The organism is Heterorhizobium halophytocola, from assembly GCF_017873095.1.
Lineage (GTDB): Bacteria > Pseudomonadota > Alphaproteobacteria > Rhizobiales > Rhizobiaceae > Allorhizobium > Allorhizobium halophytocola.
The window spans coordinates 429,016-443,735 of sequence record NZ_JAGGJU010000002.1 but is presented as its reverse complement, the minus strand read 5'-3'; the positions used below and the strand labels follow the sequence as shown (position 1 = coordinate 443,735).

15 protein-coding genes are annotated in these 14,720 nt (G+C 65.2%); 14 read left to right on the top strand and 1 reads right to left on the bottom strand.

The annotated features are described in order from the left end of the window. Nucleotides 1-80: 80 nt before the first annotated feature. From J2Z17_RS05230 to J2Z17_RS05165, 14 genes are all read left to right on the top strand, one after another. Nucleotides 81-1,088, top strand: a complete 1,008-nt coding sequence (locus J2Z17_RS05230; RefSeq protein ID WP_209942849.1) for an ABC transporter permease — start codon at nucleotides 81-83, stop codon at nucleotides 1,086-1,088. Further along, nucleotides 1,081-1,986, top strand: coding sequence for an ABC transporter permease (locus J2Z17_RS05225; protein ID WP_209942846.1), 906 nt, complete (start codon nucleotides 1,081-1,083; stop codon nucleotides 1,984-1,986). Before J2Z17_RS05230 ends, J2Z17_RS05225 begins: the two co-directional genes overlap by 8 nt. Further along, nucleotides 1,983-2,858 (top strand): ABC transporter ATP-binding protein, encoded by an 876-nt coding sequence (locus tag J2Z17_RS05220; protein WP_209942843.1) that lies wholly within the window; start codon nucleotides 1,983-1,985, stop codon nucleotides 2,856-2,858. Before J2Z17_RS05225 ends, J2Z17_RS05220 begins: the two co-directional genes overlap by 4 nt. Further along, nucleotides 2,855-3,691: an ATP-binding cassette domain-containing protein gene (locus J2Z17_RS05215; protein WP_209942840.1), complete on the top strand. Its 837-nt coding sequence runs from the start codon at nucleotides 2,855-2,857 to the stop codon at nucleotides 3,689-3,691. The genes J2Z17_RS05220 and J2Z17_RS05215 overlap by 4 nt, the downstream gene beginning before the upstream one ends. A gap of 166 nt (nucleotides 3,692-3,857) precedes the next feature. Further along, entirely contained in the window at nucleotides 3,858-4,457 is a 600-nt protein-coding gene (locus J2Z17_RS05210) for a VOC family protein (protein ID WP_377299963.1), read from the top strand. A gap of 116 nt (nucleotides 4,458-4,573) precedes the next feature. Further along, the gene (locus J2Z17_RS05205; protein WP_209942836.1) at nucleotides 4,574-6,901 is read left to right on the top strand and encodes a bifunctional salicylyl-CoA 5-hydroxylase/oxidoreductase; all 2,328 of its coding nucleotides are present in this window, start codon (nucleotides 4,574-4,576) and stop codon (nucleotides 6,899-6,901) included. Between the two features lie 13 nt (nucleotides 6,902-6,914). Beyond that, a complete protein-coding gene (locus J2Z17_RS05200) occupies nucleotides 6,915-7,703 on the top strand; it encodes an SDR family NAD(P)-dependent oxidoreductase (protein WP_209942834.1) in 789 nt (262 codons plus the stop codon). Beyond that, the gene (locus tag J2Z17_RS05195; RefSeq protein WP_209942832.1) at nucleotides 7,700-8,551 is read left to right on the top strand and encodes an enoyl-CoA hydratase family protein; all 852 of its coding nucleotides are present in this window, start codon (nucleotides 7,700-7,702) and stop codon (nucleotides 8,549-8,551) included. The genes J2Z17_RS05200 and J2Z17_RS05195 overlap by 4 nt, the downstream gene beginning before the upstream one ends. Before the next feature lie 3 nt (nucleotides 8,552-8,554). After that, nucleotides 8,555-9,748, top strand: coding sequence for an acyl-CoA dehydrogenase family protein (locus tag J2Z17_RS05190; RefSeq protein ID WP_209942830.1), 1,194 nt, complete (start codon nucleotides 8,555-8,557; stop codon nucleotides 9,746-9,748). A gap of 2 nt (nucleotides 9,749-9,750) precedes the next feature. Beyond that, nucleotides 9,751-10,932 (top strand): acyl-CoA dehydrogenase, encoded by a 1,182-nt coding sequence (locus J2Z17_RS05185; RefSeq protein WP_377299965.1) that lies wholly within the window; start codon nucleotides 9,751-9,753, stop codon nucleotides 10,930-10,932. 8 nt (nucleotides 10,933-10,940) lie between these two features. Then, complete coding sequence (locus J2Z17_RS05180) at nucleotides 10,941-11,348, top strand: acyl-CoA thioesterase (protein ID WP_342454372.1); 408 nt, start codon at nucleotides 10,941-10,943, stop codon at nucleotides 11,346-11,348. Next, a complete protein-coding gene (locus J2Z17_RS05175; RefSeq protein ID WP_209942827.1) occupies nucleotides 11,349-11,750 on the top strand; it encodes a RidA family protein in 402 nt (133 codons plus the stop codon). Between the two features lie 10 nt (nucleotides 11,751-11,760). Then, nucleotides 11,761-13,746 carry a 3-hydroxyacyl-CoA dehydrogenase NAD-binding domain-containing protein gene (locus tag J2Z17_RS05170; protein WP_209942826.1) on the top strand — a complete coding sequence of 662 codons (1,986 nt, stop codon included), beginning with the start codon at nucleotides 11,761-11,763 and terminating at the stop codon, nucleotides 13,744-13,746. Nucleotides 13,747-13,756: 10 nt separating this feature from the next. After that, on the top strand, nucleotides 13,757-14,155 hold the full coding sequence (locus J2Z17_RS05165) for an acyl-CoA thioesterase (protein ID WP_245223874.1): 399 nt from the start codon (nucleotides 13,757-13,759) through the stop codon (nucleotides 14,153-14,155). 23 nt (nucleotides 14,156-14,178) lie between these two features. Here the strand turns inward: J2Z17_RS05165 and J2Z17_RS05160 are convergent, their stop codons facing one another. Further along, a complete protein-coding gene (locus J2Z17_RS05160; RefSeq protein WP_245223873.1) occupies nucleotides 14,179-14,718 on the bottom strand; it encodes a flavin reductase in 540 nt (179 codons plus the stop codon). Nucleotides 14,719-14,720: the final 2 nt, after the last annotated feature.

Here is a 14,720-nt window from a genome sequence, read left to right as displayed (position 1 = left end):
CAATGCCCGGGGCGGGCAGTCCTGCCCGTCCCGGCGTATCGCGCGGCATGCAATCCACGAAGCACCTCGGAGGGTTCTTCATGTCTCTCACCGGCATTCTCAATCGGGCCGCCATGGCGGTGGTGACGCTTTTAGGCGTCGCCGTCATCGTCTTCGGGCTCCTCAGGATCGTGCCGGGCGATCCGATCGCCATGATGATCTCGCCCGGCGCCTCTGCCGCAGATATTGCCGCCCTCAGGGTCAGATACGGGCTTGATTCCAGCATTCCCGTGCAGTTCGGCGTCTGGATGCGCGACATGCTCGCCGGCGATTTCGGCACCTCGATCTCGCTCAAGCGCTCGGTCCTGTCGCTGCTGCTCGAGCGCCTGCCGGCAACGCTGGAACTGGCCTTTGCCGCCCTTTTGCTCGGCGTGCTCGGCGGTGGCCTGATCGCCATTCTTGCCACGCTTGCCAGGCGCACCCCCCTCGATCCGCTGATCGACGTGCTGAACGGCCTGTTCCTGGCGGTACCGGATTTCGTCTGGGCGCTGATCCTCGTTCTCGTGCTCGGCGTCGCCTTTCCGGTCTTTCCGATGTCGGGTCGCATCGACCCCTCGCTGTCTCAGGGTTTCGCCACGAATTTCTACCTGATCGAGAGCCTGTTGACGCTGCGCTTCCCGCTGTTTGCCGACATCCTGTCCCATATGGTCATGCCGGTGCTGGCGCTCGGCCTGCCGCTGGCGGCCGTCATCGTACGCACGCTGAAGGAAGCGCTGTCCGAGGCCATGCTGCAGGATTATGTGGCGCTTGCCCGGCTCAAAGGCATGTCGGAACTGCGCCTCGTCGTGCAGGAGGCGCTGCGCAACGCGATCGGCCCGACGCTGACGCTGACCGGCGTGCAGTTCACCTTCATGATCGGCGGCACGGTGATCGTCGAGCGGATCTTTTCCTATCCCGGCATCGGCAACATGGCGATCGACGCGGTGATCAATCGCGACCTGCCGCTGATCCAGGGGCTGGTGCTTATGTTCGGCCTGATCTTCATCGTCATCAACATCATTGTCGACATGCTGGGCGCCCTCTTCAATCCGCGGATGAAACATGGCTGATATCCCGACGACCACAGGCCCAACCGGCGCCGGGCGCCTCGGCAAGCGCGGGCATCCGATGCTTTCGGCTCTGCGGCGCGAGCAGCGCGTGCTCTGGGGCGGCGGCTTCATCGCCCTTCTGGTGCTCGCCGCCCTCTTCGCCCCGCTGATTGCGCCGCACGACCCGCTGGAACAGGACCTGATGCTTTCGACCCTGCCGCCGATCAGCTGGCCGGATGCGGAGCCGGGCTATTATCTCGGTACCGACGATCTCGGCCGCGACGTGCTTTCCCGGCTGATCTACGGCACCCGCACGGCGCTGACCGTCGCGGTGATCGCCGCCGGCCTTGCCGCCGTGCTGGGTTCGCTGCTCGGTCTTGCCGCCGGCTGGTTCGGCGGCTGGACCGACCGGGTGATCTCGCGCCTCGTCGACATCTGGATGGCCTTCCCGCCGGTTCTGCTCTCCGTGCTGCTGGTCGCCGTGCTCGGCTCCGGCCTGCATTCGGTGATCGCCGCCATCGTCATCATCGACTGGACCCGCTTCTGCCGCGTCGTCCGGGCCGAGACGATCGCGCAGGGCAGCATGGACTATGTGACGGCGGCCCGCACGCTCGGGTTTTCACGCCTGCAGATCCTGGCAAAGGAGATCGCGCCGAACATCGCGCCCGTCTTCGTCGCCCTGCTCAGCCTTGAAATGGGCATTGCCGTGGTGGTGGAGGCAATCCTGTCCTTCGTCGGCCTTTCGGTCTCCTCCGACACCCCCACCTGGGGCGGCATGATCGCGGCCGGCCGCCAGACGATCCATCACAGCCCCTGGGTGCTGGCAGCACCGCTCGTCATGCTGCTTTTGACCGTGCTGTCGTTCAACCAGCTCGGCAACGGCCTGCGCCGGGCGCTGGATCCGGTGATGCGCCGATGACCGAACCGCTTCTGTCCATAGAGGCGCTGAGCGCCGTTTCCCTGCGCGACCGGAACCGGCCGGTGCTGCGCGACGTCTCGCTGACCCTGAAGCCCGGCGAGGTCCGCGGCCTCGTCGGCGAAAGCGGCGCCGGCAAATCGACCATCGCCAAGGCCCTGCTCGGCATGCTGCCGGCAACCGTCAAGGTCACCGGCGGCTGGATCCGCTTCGAGAGCCGCGATCTGCTGCGACTGTCGCCGCGCTCGCTGCGCGAGATCATGGGCAACGAGATCACGCTGATCCCGCAGGACCCGCAGACGGCGCTCAATCCGGGCCGGCGGATCGAAGCGCAGCTGACCGACGGCCTGCGTCTCAAGCGCGGGATGACGAAGGCGCAGGCGCGCCTCGAAGCCCTGAAGATGCTGGCCGAAGTCCATATCCGCGATCCCGAGCGCGTGCTGGGATCCTATCCGCACGAATTGTCCGGCGGCATGCGCCAGCGCGTGCTGATCGCGGCGGCCTTCGCCATGAAGCCGAAACTGGTGGTTGCCGACGAGCCGACAACGGCGCTCGACGTCACCGTACAAAAGCAGATCCTCCGGTTGATCCGGCAGATGCAGAAGGCGAACGACACGGCGGTGATCTTTGTCACCCACGACCTCGGCGTCGTCGCCCAGATTTGCGACACCGTCACGCTGCTCTATGCCGGGCGGGTGATCGAGGAGGGAGCGACGGCCGAAGTGATGACCACGCCGCGTCACGCCTATACCCGGGCGCTGATCGCCGCAGGACCCCGTTACGACCGGCCGGATGCGGGGCTGGAGCCGGTGCCCGAGGCGATCTTTGGCCAGTTGCGGACGGAAATCGGCATGGCCGGGGAGGACCGGGGATGAGCGAGCCATTGCTGTCTGCCACCGGCATCAAGGTCACCTACGGCGCCGGCGCCCGGTTGTTCGGCGGCCGAAAGCCGGGCAATACCGTGCTGCACGGCGTCGATGTCGAGATCGCGGCGGGCGAAACCATCGGCATCGTCGGCGAATCCGGCTCCGGCAAGACGACGCTCGGCCGGGCGCTGCTCAGACTTGTCGATGTCGAAGACGGCCGCATCCGCTTCGATGGGCGCGATATCACCGACCTTGCCGACGCCGAGATGCGGCCCTTGCGGCGGCGCATGCAGATGATCTTCCAGGATCCGATGGCCTCGCTCAATCCGCGTCATTCGATCGGCCGGATCCTGACCGAGCCGCTGATGCTGCACGGTCTGGCCGGCACCCGGGAGGAGGCCCGTTCCCAGGCAGCCGCCATGCTGCAAAGGGTATCGCTGCCGGCGGAACTGCTGCAACGCAGTCCGCATGAACTCTCCGGCGGACAGCGCCAGCGCATCGGCATTGCCCGCGCAGCCCTTCTGAAGCCCGATTTCGTTCTGGCCGACGAGATCGTCTCGGGCCTCGATGTCTCCACCCAGGCGCAGGTGCTGAACCTGCTGAAGGATCTCAGCCGCGAGATGGGGCTGGCGATGGCCTTCATCAGCCACGACCTCTCGGTCATCCGGGCCGTCTGCGACCGGGTCTATGTCCTGCAATTCGGCCGGATCGTGGAACACGGTCCCTGCGCCGCCGTCTTCGACGAGCCGAAATCGGCCTATACCCGCACGCTTCTGGACGCCATTCCCCTGCCGGAAATCGATCCCGGCTGGCTGGATCGGGAACCGGGCGAGGCGGCCTGATGATTTTCATGGCGGGCGCGGCCGACGACCCTGCCCGTATCGACGACCAGACCCGAAAAACCGGACCGGCGGCCATCGCGCAAGACTGCCGGACGGCGGAGCCGTGCCTGCGACACGCAGCCCGGCAACGATCCAACCGCGCGCTGAAAAGGGGAATGAGATGCATATGCGCATGGCAATTTCAGCAAAGATCCTCGCGACCGCCGCTTCGATGGCCGCCTCAACCGCCCATGCCGGCGGTTTGCCGGGCATGCGGGGGCACGACCATACCGGCATTACCGTCCCGGACCTGAAGCAGGCCGTCGGCCTCTTCACCGATATCCTCGGATGCCAGACCGCCCTCTCCTTCGGCCCGATCGCCGACGACAAGGGCAGCTTCATGACCGATGCGCTCGGCGTCGATCCGAAGGCTGAGATCGAGAAGGTGACCATGGTGCGCTGCGGTTTCGGCTCGAATATCGAACTGTTCCAGTATGCCGCGCCCGACCAGCGCGACCTGAAGCAGAAGAACAGCGATATCGGTGCCTTTCACATTGCGCTTTATGTCGACGATATCGCGGCGGCCAAGGCCTATCTCGACCAGAACAACGTTGCCACCCGTCTGGGGCCGATCCCGATCACCGAGGGTGAAAACGGCGGGCAGAGCATTCTCTATTTCCAGGCGCCCTGGGGCCTGCAGTTCGAGGCGATCAGCTACCCTGACGGCATGAACTATGAGAAGACTGCAACTTCAAAGTTGTGGGACACGCGCAATCCGGGCCAGTAAGGGCGGACAGGACGGTGGCGTCGGGAGCGCGATTTTTCCTTGACGCCCCTCTTTGGCCGATGATATTTGAAGTTTAAAGTAATTGACGGCGAAACGGCAGAACGAGGGAGACGGCTATGCGTATTGTCTGCATTGGGGGTGGTCCGGCCGGTCTCTATTTCGGTCTCCTGATGAAGAAGCTCCACCCGCAGCACGAGATCCGCGTCGTCGAGCGCAACAAGCCCTACGACACGTTCGGCTGGGGCGTCGTCTTCTCCGATGCGACGATGGAATCGATGAAGGTGTGGGACGCGGAAAGTGCCGCCGAGATCCAGGACGCTTTCAACCATTGGGACGACATCGAGGTCCTGTTCAAGGGCACCCGACAGCGCACCAGCGGCCACGGCTTTGTCGGCATCGGCCGCAAGAAGCTGCTGAACATTTTGCAGGCGCGCTGCGAGGCGCTCGGCGTCGAGCTGATTTTCGAGACCGATGCCAATGGCGATCAGGACTATCCCGACGCCGACCTGATCATTGCCTCGGACGGGCTGAATTCGAAGATCCGCAACCGCTATCAGGAGATCTTCCAGCCCGACATGGTAACCCGGCCGAACCGCTATATCTGGCTCGGCACCCACAAGCTCTACGACGCCTTCACCTTCGATTTCCGCAAGACCGATCACGGCTGGTTCCAGGCGCATATCTACAAGTTCGACGACAAGACCTCGACCTTCATCATCGAGACCACCGAAGAGGCCTATCAGGCCCATGGGCTTGGCGAGATGGACCAGCAGGGCTCGATCGACTTCTGCCAGGATCTGTTTTCCGAGGTGCTCGAAGGCGCCGAGCTGATGACCAATGCGCGCCATATGCGCGGCTCGGCCTGGCTCAATTTCAACCGCCTGATCTGCGGCAACTGGAGCCATTTCAACGGCAAGTCCCATGTGGTGCTGATGGGCGACGCCGCCCATACGGCGCATTTCGCCATCGGTTCGGGCACCAAGCTTGCGATCGACGACGCGATCGAACTGACCAACCAGTTCGAAAAGCTCGGCCACGACAAGGACAGGATCCCGGCCGTGCTGGAGGCCTATGAGGACATCCGCCGCGTCGACGTCGCCCGCATCCAGAATGCGGCGCGCAACGCCATGGAATGGTTCGAGGTGGTCGGGCAGCGCTATGCCGACACGCTGGAACCGGAACAGTTCATGTATTCGATGCTGACCCGCTCGCAGCGCATCAGCCACGAAAACCTGCGCCTGCGCGACAAGGACTGGCTGGAAGGTTACGAGCGCTGGTTTGCCCGCAAGCAGGGCCTGAACGTAGTCGAGGGCGAACGCTGCCTGCCGCCGATGTTTACCCCTTACCGATTGCGCGAGGTCACACTTCCCAACCGCATCGTCGTCTCGCCGATGGCGATGTATTCAGCAACCGACGGCCTGATCAACGATTTTCACATGGTGCATCTGGGCAGCCGCGCGCTCGGCGGCGCCGGGCTTGTCTTTGCCGAGATGACCTGCGTGTCGCCCGACGCCCGCATCACCCCCGGCTGCCTTGGCCTCTGGAACGACGAGCAGACCCGCGCGTGGAAACGTGTCGTCGATTTCGTTCATGCCAACAGCGACGCCAAGGTCGCCATCCAGCTTGGCCATGCCGGCCGCAAGGGTGCAACGAAGCTTGCCTGGGACGGCATGGACAAACCGCTCGACGACGGCGGCTGGCCGCTGCTGTCGGCCTCTGCCCAGCCCTATCTGAGGAACAGCCAGGTGCCGAAGGCGATGGACCGCGCCGACATGGACCGGGTCAAGGCCGACTTCGTCTCTGCCACGAAACGCGCCGCCGAGACCGGCGCCGACTGGCTCGAATTCCACGCCGCCCATGGCTACCTGATGTCGAGCTTCCTGTCGCCGCTCACCAATCTGCGCGAGGACGAATATGGCGGCTCCCACGAGAGCCGGGCCCGCTATCCGCTCGAAGTCTTCCGCGCCATGCGCGAAGTCTGGCCGGCCGACAAGCCGATCTCGGTGCGGCTCTCCTGCCATGACTGGTTCGAGGGCGGCAATACGCCTGACGATGCGGCGATCTTTGCCGAAATGTTCAAGGACGCAGGCGCCGACCTGATCGACTGCTCGTCGGGCCAGGTGTGGAAGGGCGACCAGCCTGTCTATGGCCGCCTCTACCAGACGCCGTTCTCCGACAAGATCCGCAACGAGATCCACATTCCGACGATCGCGGTCGGCGCGATTTCCGAGGCCGATCACGCCAACTCGATCATCGCCGCGGGCCGCGCCGATCTCTGCGCGGTCGCCCGCCCGCATCTGGCCGATCCCGCCTGGGCGCTGCATGAAGCCGCGAAAATCGGCATCACCTCGGTGCCCTGGCCGAAACAGTATGTCTCCGGCAAGTCGCAATACGAGGTGAACATCACGCGCGCCGCGGCGAATGCCGCGCAGCCGGCGAAATGAGGATGGGCAGAGCATGATCTCTTCCCCTCTCGACGGCCATCATGCGCTGGTCACCGGCGCCGGCAGCGGCATCGGTGCGGCAATTGCAAGGTCGCTGGCCAAGGCTGGCGCATCGGTGACGCTTGCCGGGCGTCGTCGCGCGCCACTCGTGGCGGTCGCAGAGGAGATCGGCGCGGCCGCAGCCTTCATCGCCGACGGCTTCGACGTGACCGACCGAGGCGCGATCACTGCAGGCCTCGACAAGGCACGCGCCGCCCTCGGCCCGGTCAGCATTCTGATCAACTGTGCCGGCGAAGCGCCGAGCGCATCGTTCGAGAAGACGACCCTGGAGATGTGGAGCCGGGTTGTCGATGTCGATCTGACCGGCGTCTTCAATGTCACGCAACTGGCGCTGCCGGACCTCAAGGCGCGCGGCACGGGCGCCCGGATCATCAATGTCGCCTCGACGGCGGGGCTGATCGGCTATGCCTATGTCAGCGCCTATTGCGCGGCCAAGCATGGCGTCGTCGGGCTGACACGGGCGCTGGCGCTTGAGCTTGCGAAAAAGGGCGTAACGGTCAATGCGGTCTGCCCGGGCTTTACCGACACGCCGATCATCAGCCGCTCGATCGCGCAGATCGTCGAAAAGACCGGCAGGACGCCGGAAGAGGCATTGGCCGAATTTACCAGGCACAACCCGCAGGGGCGACTGGTGCAACCGGAGGAGGTTGCCGACACCGTGCTGTGGCTCGCTTTGCCATCAGCACAATCGATCAACGGGCAGGCGATCGCGGTCGCCGGCGGGGAGGTTATGACAGGATGAGTTGGAAGAGGCTCAACGAGGCCGGCGCCTGGGCGCCGCTGAAGACCTATGAAGGAAGGCATTTTCTCTGGACCGTGTCGGAAGATGGCCGCATCGGCACGCTGACGCTCAACCGGCCGGAGCGGAAGAACCCGCTGACCTTCGAAAGCTATGCAGAACTGCGCGACCTGTTCCACAAGCTCGCCACCGCGACCGATATCCGCACCGTGGTCCTGACGGGTGCCGGCGACAACTTCTCGTCCGGAGGCGATGTCTTCGAGATCATCGAACCGCTGACCAGGATGGCGATGCCCGAGCTTCTGGCCTTTACCCGGATGACCGGCGAAGTGGTGCGCGCCATGCGCAAATGCCCGCAGCAGATCGTGGCCGCCATCGACGGTGTCTGCGCCGGCGCCGGCGCCATCCTTGCGATGGCGTCCGACCTCAGATATGCGACGCCCGAGACGAAGACCGCCTTTCTGTTTACCCGCGTCGGGCTTGCCGGCGCCGACATGGGCGCCTGCGGCATTCTCCCGCGCATCATCGGCCAGGGCCGCGCCGCCGAACTGCTCTATACCGGCCGCGCGATGACCGCCGACGAAGGCGAGCGCTGGGGCTTTTTCAATGCCCTGCACAACCGCGCCGACCTGCTTGCCAGTGCCGAGGCGATGGCGCGACGGATCGCCGACGGTCCCTGGTTTGCCCATGGCATGACCAAGACCATGCTCAATCAGGAATGGGCGATGGGGATCGACGAGCTTCTGGAAGCGGAAGCCCAGGCCCAGGCGATCTGCATGGCGACCAACGACTTTCGCCGCGCCTTCGAAGCCTTTGCCGAAAAGCGCAAGCCGGAATTCGAGGGGGACTGAGCCATGGCGCATGCCTCCAACCTCAAGGCGCCCCGCGAGCATCTGTCCTGGCCGTTTTTCGAGGCGGATCACGCCGCATGGGCGGGCCAGCTCGACGCCTACGCGGCGACCGGCGCCCTTTCCGGCATCGACCATGCCGACACCGACAATACCTGCCGCAAGCTTGTGAAATCGCTCGGCGATGCCGGCCTGCTGCAAGCTGCCGTCAGCCTCACCGGCGGCGACGGCATATCGTCTCGCAAACTCTGCCTTGCCCGCGAAACCCTTGCCTTCCATGACGGCCTTGCCGATTTTGCCTTTGCCATGCAGGGCCTCGGCACCGGCGCCATCAGCCTCACCGGTTCGCACGCCCTGAAACAGGAAGTGCTGCCGAAGATCGCCGCGGGCGACTGGATCTCGGCCTTCGCGCTGTCCGAAAAGCTTGCCGGTTCGGATGTGGCGGCCATGACCTGCGCAGCCCGGGCCGATGGCGACGCCTATGTGCTCGATGGCGAAAAGACCTGGATTTCCAATGGCGGCATCGCCGATGTCTATACGGTCTTTGCCCGCACCGGCGAGGCACCCGGCACGCGTGGCATTTCCGCCTTCGTCGTCTTTGCCGACGATCCCGGCTTCTCGATTGCCGAGCGCATCGACGTGATCGCACCGCATCCGCTGGCAACGATCCGCTTCGATGGCTGCCGCATTCCCGCGTCACGCAGGCTCGGTGCTGCCGGCGAAGGCTTCAAGATCGCCATGCGCACGCTGGACATCTTCCGCGCGTCGGTCGCCGCCGCATCGCTCGGCTTTGCCCGACGCGCACTCTCCGAAGCCCTCGCCTACAGCCTCGAGCGGCCGATGATGGGCGGCAGGCTCGCCGATCTGCAACTGACCCAGGCAGCCCTCGGCGACATGGCAACCGCGATCGACAGCGCAGCACTGCTGACCTACCGCGCCGCGTGGCGTCGGGACGTCGAGAAGCTTTCGACCACCAAGGAGGCGGCGATGGCAAAGATGACGGCGACGGAAAATGCGCAAGGCGTGATCGACCGGGCGGTGCAGATGTTCGGCGGACGCGGCGTCAAGAGCGGCGAGATCGTCGAGAGCCTCTACCGCGAGATCCGGGCGCTCAGGATCTACGAGGGCGCGACGGAGGTGCAGAAGCTCATCGTCGCCCGCGAACTCATCAAGGAACAGGCAAATTCGGGAGAGGCATGACCATGGACAAGCAGATATTCGACTGGGCCGATCCCTTCCGTCTCGAAGAGCAGCTGACCGACGAAGAGCGCATGGTGCTGAAGACCGCGCATGATTATGCGCAGGACAGACTGGCGCCGCGCGTGCAGCAGGCCTTCCGCAACGAGACAACCGATACCGCAATCTTCCGCGAGATGGGAGAACTCGGCCTGCTCGGCGCGACGATCTCGCCCGAATACGGCGGTGCGGGCCTCGGCTATGTCGCCTATGGCCTGATCGCCCGCGAAGTCGAACGCATCGACAGCGGTTACCGCTCGATGATGAGCGTGCAGTCCTCGCTGGTGATGGTGCCGATCGAGACCTTCGGTTCCGAGGCGCAGAAGCAGAAATACCTGCCGAAGCTTGCCAGCGGCGAATGGATCGGCTGCTTCGGCCTCACCGAACCCAATCACGGCTCGGATCCTGGCTCGATGGCGACGCGTGCCAAGACCGTCGATGGTGGCTATGCGCTGTCAGGCTCTAAGACCTGGATCACCAATGCGCCGATCGCCGACGTCTTCGTCGTCTGGGCAAAGACCGAGGACGGCGCGATCCGCGGCTTCATCCTGGAAAAGGGCTGGAAGGGCCTGACGGCTCCCGCCATACACGGCAAGGTCGGCCTGAAGGCCTCGATCACCGGCGAGATCGTCCTCGACCAGGTCTTCGTGCCGGAGGAAAACATGCTGCCGGACGTGACGGGGCTGAAAGGCCCGTTCACCTGCCTCAACTCGGCCCGCTTCGGCATTGCCTGGGGGGCGCTCGGGGCCGCTGAATCCTGCTATGCGACGGCGCGCCAATACGTGCTCGACCGCCAGCAGTTCGGTCGGCCGCTCGCCGCCAACCAGCTGATCCAGAAAAAGCTTGCCGACATGGTGACCGAGATCACGCTCGGCCTGCAGGGCTGCCTGCGCCTCGGACGGATGAAGGAGGACGGCCATCCGCCGGTCGAACTGACGTCCATCCTCAAGCGCAATTCCTGCGGCAAGGCGCTCGCCATTGCCCGGGAAGCCCGCGACATGCTCGGCGGCAACGGGATTTCCGACGAATTCCCGGTCGCCCGCCACCTGGTCAACCTCGAGGTCGTCAACACCTATGAGGGGACCCACGACATCCATGCCCTGATCCTCGGTCGCGCGATCACCGGCATCGCGGCCTTTGCCAATTGAGGATGCCGATGTTCAAGACCCAGAGACCCTTGCGGTTTGGAGACTGCGATCCCTCCGGCATCGCCTATTTCCCCTCCTATCTGAACATCCTTGTCGGCGTCGTCGAGGAGTTCTTCGAGGCTGTCGGCACGCCCTGGGACACGATGATCGCCGAACGGCGGATGGGCACCCCGACGCTGAAGCTCGACCTCACCTTCGTCAGGCCCGGCATCCACGGCGACCTGATGGATTTCGAGATTGCCGTCAAGCGCGTCGGTAACAGTTCGCTCGACCTGTCCCATCGGATCTCCTGCAAGGGCGAATTGTTGTGGTCGGCCGAGCAGAGACTGGTCGCCACATCGCTCGACACCCACACATCCTGCCCCTGGCCCGACGACATGCGCAAAGCCTTCTCGTCCCATCTGGAGAGCCCCTGAATGCACAAGATCCTGCAACCCGAAGGCTGGGCGAAGCCCGTTGGCTATTCCAACGGCATGGAGGCGCGCGGCCGCCAGGTCTATGTCGGCGGCCAGGTCGGCTGGAACGCCAATTGCCAATTCGAGACCGACGACTTCGTCGGCCAGGTGCATCAAACGCTGAAGAACGTGGTCGCCATCGTGCGGGCGGCCGGCGGCGAACCGCATCACATCACCACCCTCACCTGGTATTTCACCGACCGCGACGAATATCTGGCAAGCCTGAAGCAGCTCGGCCCCGCCTATCGCGAGGTCATGGGCCGGCATTTCCCGGCCATGGCCGCCGTTCAGGTGGTGGCGCTTGTCGAAGAGCGCGCCAAGGTCGAGATCCAGGCGATCGCCGTCATTCCGGACGGAACCTGAAGGAGCCAGCATGGGCGCGGCCACAGATCTCACCGACCCGGTAAAGACACGACATGACGACGGCGTGCTGGTCGTCACCATCGACAATCCGCCGGTCAATGCGACAGGCGCCGCGGTCCGTGCCGGCCTGATGGCAGCCCTCGACCAGGCAAGGACCGATGCCCTGGTCGCAGCGGTCGTCATCACCGGCGCCGGCAAGACCTTCATCGGCGGTGCCGACATCCGCGAATTCGGCAAGCCGCCGGTCGATCCCGCGCTGCCGGCGGTGATTGCCGCAATCGAGGCTTTCGACAAGCCGGTGGTTGCCGCGATCAACGGAGCGGCGCTTGGCGGCGGGCTGGAGGTGGCGCTTGCCTGCCACGGCCGCGTGGCCGGCCAGACCGCTTCGCTCGGCCTGCCGGAAGTCCACCTCGGCCTTGTACCCGGCGCCGGCGGCACCCAGCGCCTGCCGCGCCTGGTCGGCACGCTTGTCGCGCTCAAGATGATCACCGATGGCAAGCCGGTCGGGGCAAGCCAGGCGCTGGAAACCGGTCTCGTGGATCGCATGGCGGATGCCGATCTGCTGGCCGCGGCCACCGGTTTTGCCCGCAGCCTTGTCGCCCAGCCGCTCCGCCGCACCGGCCAGCTCACCGTGCGCCCCCACGATGCCGGGGCCTTCGAGGCAGAGGCAGAGCGCGTGGCGAAAAAGGCACGGGGCCGAAGCGCCCCGCTGGAGGGGATCCGGCTGGTGCGGATGGCAACCGAAAGCGATCTCGACACCGGGCTGAAGGCGGAGCGCGAAACCTTTGTCAGATTGCGCGACAGCACGGAATCCGCCGCCCTTCGCCACATCTTCTTTGCCGAGCGCAGCGCCGGCAAGCCGCCGGAGCTGAAGGCCGTGGAACCGCGCAGGCTCGAGACGATCGGCATTGCCGGCACCGGACTGATGGGCTGCGGCATCGCGGTCGCCACCCTTGCCGCCGGCTACCGGGTCATCGCCCTCGACCAGACGGCAGAGGCTGCGGAAAAGGGTGCGGTACGCATCCGCGAGACGATCGCAAAATCGGTCGCCTCCGGCCGGCTGTCGCAGGAAAGCGCGGACACGCAGCTCTCAAGACTGACCGTCACCGCCGATGCGAACCTGCTGTCGGCGGCCGACCTCGTCATCGAGGCCGTGTTCGACGATCTCCAGGTCAAGACCGATCTTTTCCAGCGCCTCGACGGCATCGTGCCCGAGACCACGATCCTTGCCACCAATACGAGCTATCTCGACCCGGACGAAATCGCGGCTGCGACCGCCCATCCATCCCGCGTCGTCGGCCTGCATTTCTTCTCGCCCGCCCATATCATGAAGCTGGTCGAGGTCGTGCGCTGCGCGTCTACTGCGCCCGAGGTGCTTGCAACTGCGCTCGCCTTTGCCCGCACGTGCCGCAAGATCCCGGTCGTCACCGGCGTTTGCGAAGGCTTTATCGGCAACCGGATCTTTTCGGCCTACCGCGACGAGGCCGAGCGGCTGATCGAGGAAGGGGCGCTGCCCCAGGATGTCGACCGGGCCATGGAGGCCTATGGCTTCCCGATGGGCCTGTTTGCCGTCTACGACATGGCCGGCCTCGAGATCGCCTGGGCGCGGCGCAAGCGTCAGGCGGCCACCCGCGATCCGAACCTTGCCTATTTCGAGATCCCCGACCGGCTCTGCGAAGCCGGCCGCTTCGGGCGAAAGGCGGGCCGCGGCTTTTATCTCTACGAGGACGGCCGGAAGAAAGTCGATCCCGAGATCGACCGGTTGATCGCCGATTACCGCGCCGAGAAGGGCTTTATCGCCCGCGCGATCGGTGACGACGAAATCATCGCCCGACTGCTGGCGCGGATGGCGCGCGAGGGCCAGGCACTGCTCGACGAAACGATCGCGGCCAGGGCAGAGGATATCGACGTCGTGCTGGTCCACGGCTATGGCTTCCCGGCACACAAGGGCGGGCCGATGTTTGCCGCGCCGCAGCAATTGAAGACGACGACGTGAAGGACGCCAAATGACGATGCAAGAGCCGATGACCGAGCAACAGCCGACCGGCGAGCTGACGCTGCGCACGCTCGCCATGCCGTCCGATGCCAATCCGGCCGGCGACATTTTCGGCGGCTGGGTCATGGCCCAGATGGACCTTGCGGCCGGCATCCGCGCCAATGAGGCGGCCAGCGGTCGCACGGCTACAGTTGCGGTGAAGGAAATCACTTTCAAGCGACCGGTCAAGGTCGGTGACACGCTCTGCGTCTACACCACCGTCACGAAGATCGGCCGCACCTCGATCACCCTCTATGTCGAGTGCTGGGCGCGGCGCCAGTATATGGACCTGCGTGAAAAGGTGACCGACGCCAGTTTCGTCATGGTGGCGCTCGACGCCGAAGGACAGCCGCGCCCGGTCGAAGGCTGAGACCCGTCGCTGACGGACGGGTTTCAGTCGCTGCCTGCAACCGTGTGATAGCGCCTGGCGAAATAGACAAGCGCATCCTCCTCGCCCTCGGTCGAGACGATATCCTCGACCGCGCAGAACAGCACCTTGTGGCTCCCCTGCTCGATGACGTTCATGACCCTGCAATCGAAGGAGACCAGCGCGCCCGCAAGCCGCGGCACGCCGTTCGGCGTCCGCTCGAAGAGGCCGCTGGCAAAGCGCTCGTCCATCGGGCGGCCGCTGGCAAAGGCGCTGGCGACCTCCTGCAGGTGCGGCGCCAGCGTGTTGACGCAGAGCACCCCGTTGTTCAGCAGCCCTTGCAGCGACGAGGTATTGGCGTTGACGCAGACAAGCAGCGTCGGCGGCGTGTCGGAGACGCTGCAGACGGCGGTCGCGGTAAAGCCGAAACGGCCGGCCGGGCCATCGGTGGTGATCACATGGACGGCGGCGGCAAGCCTTGCCATGCCGTCGCGAAAGGCCGCCTGACCGGGCACGCTGACCGTCACCGTCTCGGTGTTGGCCGGCTGATTTGACATGGCGCTCATGC

Excerpts from the sequence above, each read along its gene's own strand:
- J2Z17_RS05230 (WP_209942849.1), top strand. The coding sequence starts at position 81 with ATGTCTCTCACCGGCATTCTCAATCGGGCCGCCATGGCGGTGGTGACG.
- J2Z17_RS05225 (WP_209942846.1), top strand. The coding sequence starts at position 1,081 with ATGGCTGATATCCCGACGACCACAGGCCCAACCGGCGCCGGGCGCCTC.
- J2Z17_RS05220 (WP_209942843.1), top strand. The coding sequence starts at position 1,983 with ATGACCGAACCGCTTCTGTCCATAGAGGCGCTGAGCGCCGTTTCCCTG.
- J2Z17_RS05215 (WP_209942840.1), top strand. The coding sequence starts at position 2,855 with ATGAGCGAGCCATTGCTGTCTGCCACCGGCATCAAGGTCACCTACGGC.
- J2Z17_RS05210 (WP_377299963.1), top strand. The coding sequence starts at position 3,858 with ATGCGCATGGCAATTTCAGCAAAGATCCTCGCGACCGCCGCTTCGATG.
- J2Z17_RS05205 (WP_209942836.1), top strand. The coding sequence starts at position 4,574 with ATGCGTATTGTCTGCATTGGGGGTGGTCCGGCCGGTCTCTATTTCGGT.
- J2Z17_RS05200 (WP_209942834.1), top strand. The coding sequence starts at position 6,915 with ATGATCTCTTCCCCTCTCGACGGCCATCATGCGCTGGTCACCGGCGCC.
- J2Z17_RS05195 (WP_209942832.1), top strand. The coding sequence starts at position 7,700 with ATGAGTTGGAAGAGGCTCAACGAGGCCGGCGCCTGGGCGCCGCTGAAG.
- J2Z17_RS05190 (WP_209942830.1), top strand. The coding sequence starts at position 8,555 with ATGGCGCATGCCTCCAACCTCAAGGCGCCCCGCGAGCATCTGTCCTGG.
- J2Z17_RS05185 (WP_377299965.1), top strand. The coding sequence starts at position 9,751 with ATGGACAAGCAGATATTCGACTGGGCCGATCCCTTCCGTCTCGAAGAG.
- J2Z17_RS05180 (WP_342454372.1), top strand. The coding sequence starts at position 10,941 with ATGTTCAAGACCCAGAGACCCTTGCGGTTTGGAGACTGCGATCCCTCC.
- J2Z17_RS05175 (WP_209942827.1), top strand. The coding sequence starts at position 11,349 with ATGCACAAGATCCTGCAACCCGAAGGCTGGGCGAAGCCCGTTGGCTAT.
- J2Z17_RS05170 (WP_209942826.1), top strand. The coding sequence starts at position 11,761 with ATGGGCGCGGCCACAGATCTCACCGACCCGGTAAAGACACGACATGAC.
- J2Z17_RS05165 (WP_245223874.1), top strand. The coding sequence starts at position 13,757 with ATGACGATGCAAGAGCCGATGACCGAGCAACAGCCGACCGGCGAGCTG.
- J2Z17_RS05160 (WP_245223873.1), bottom strand. The coding sequence starts at position 14,718 with ATGAGCGCCATGTCAAATCAGCCGGCCAACACCGAGACGGTGACGGTC.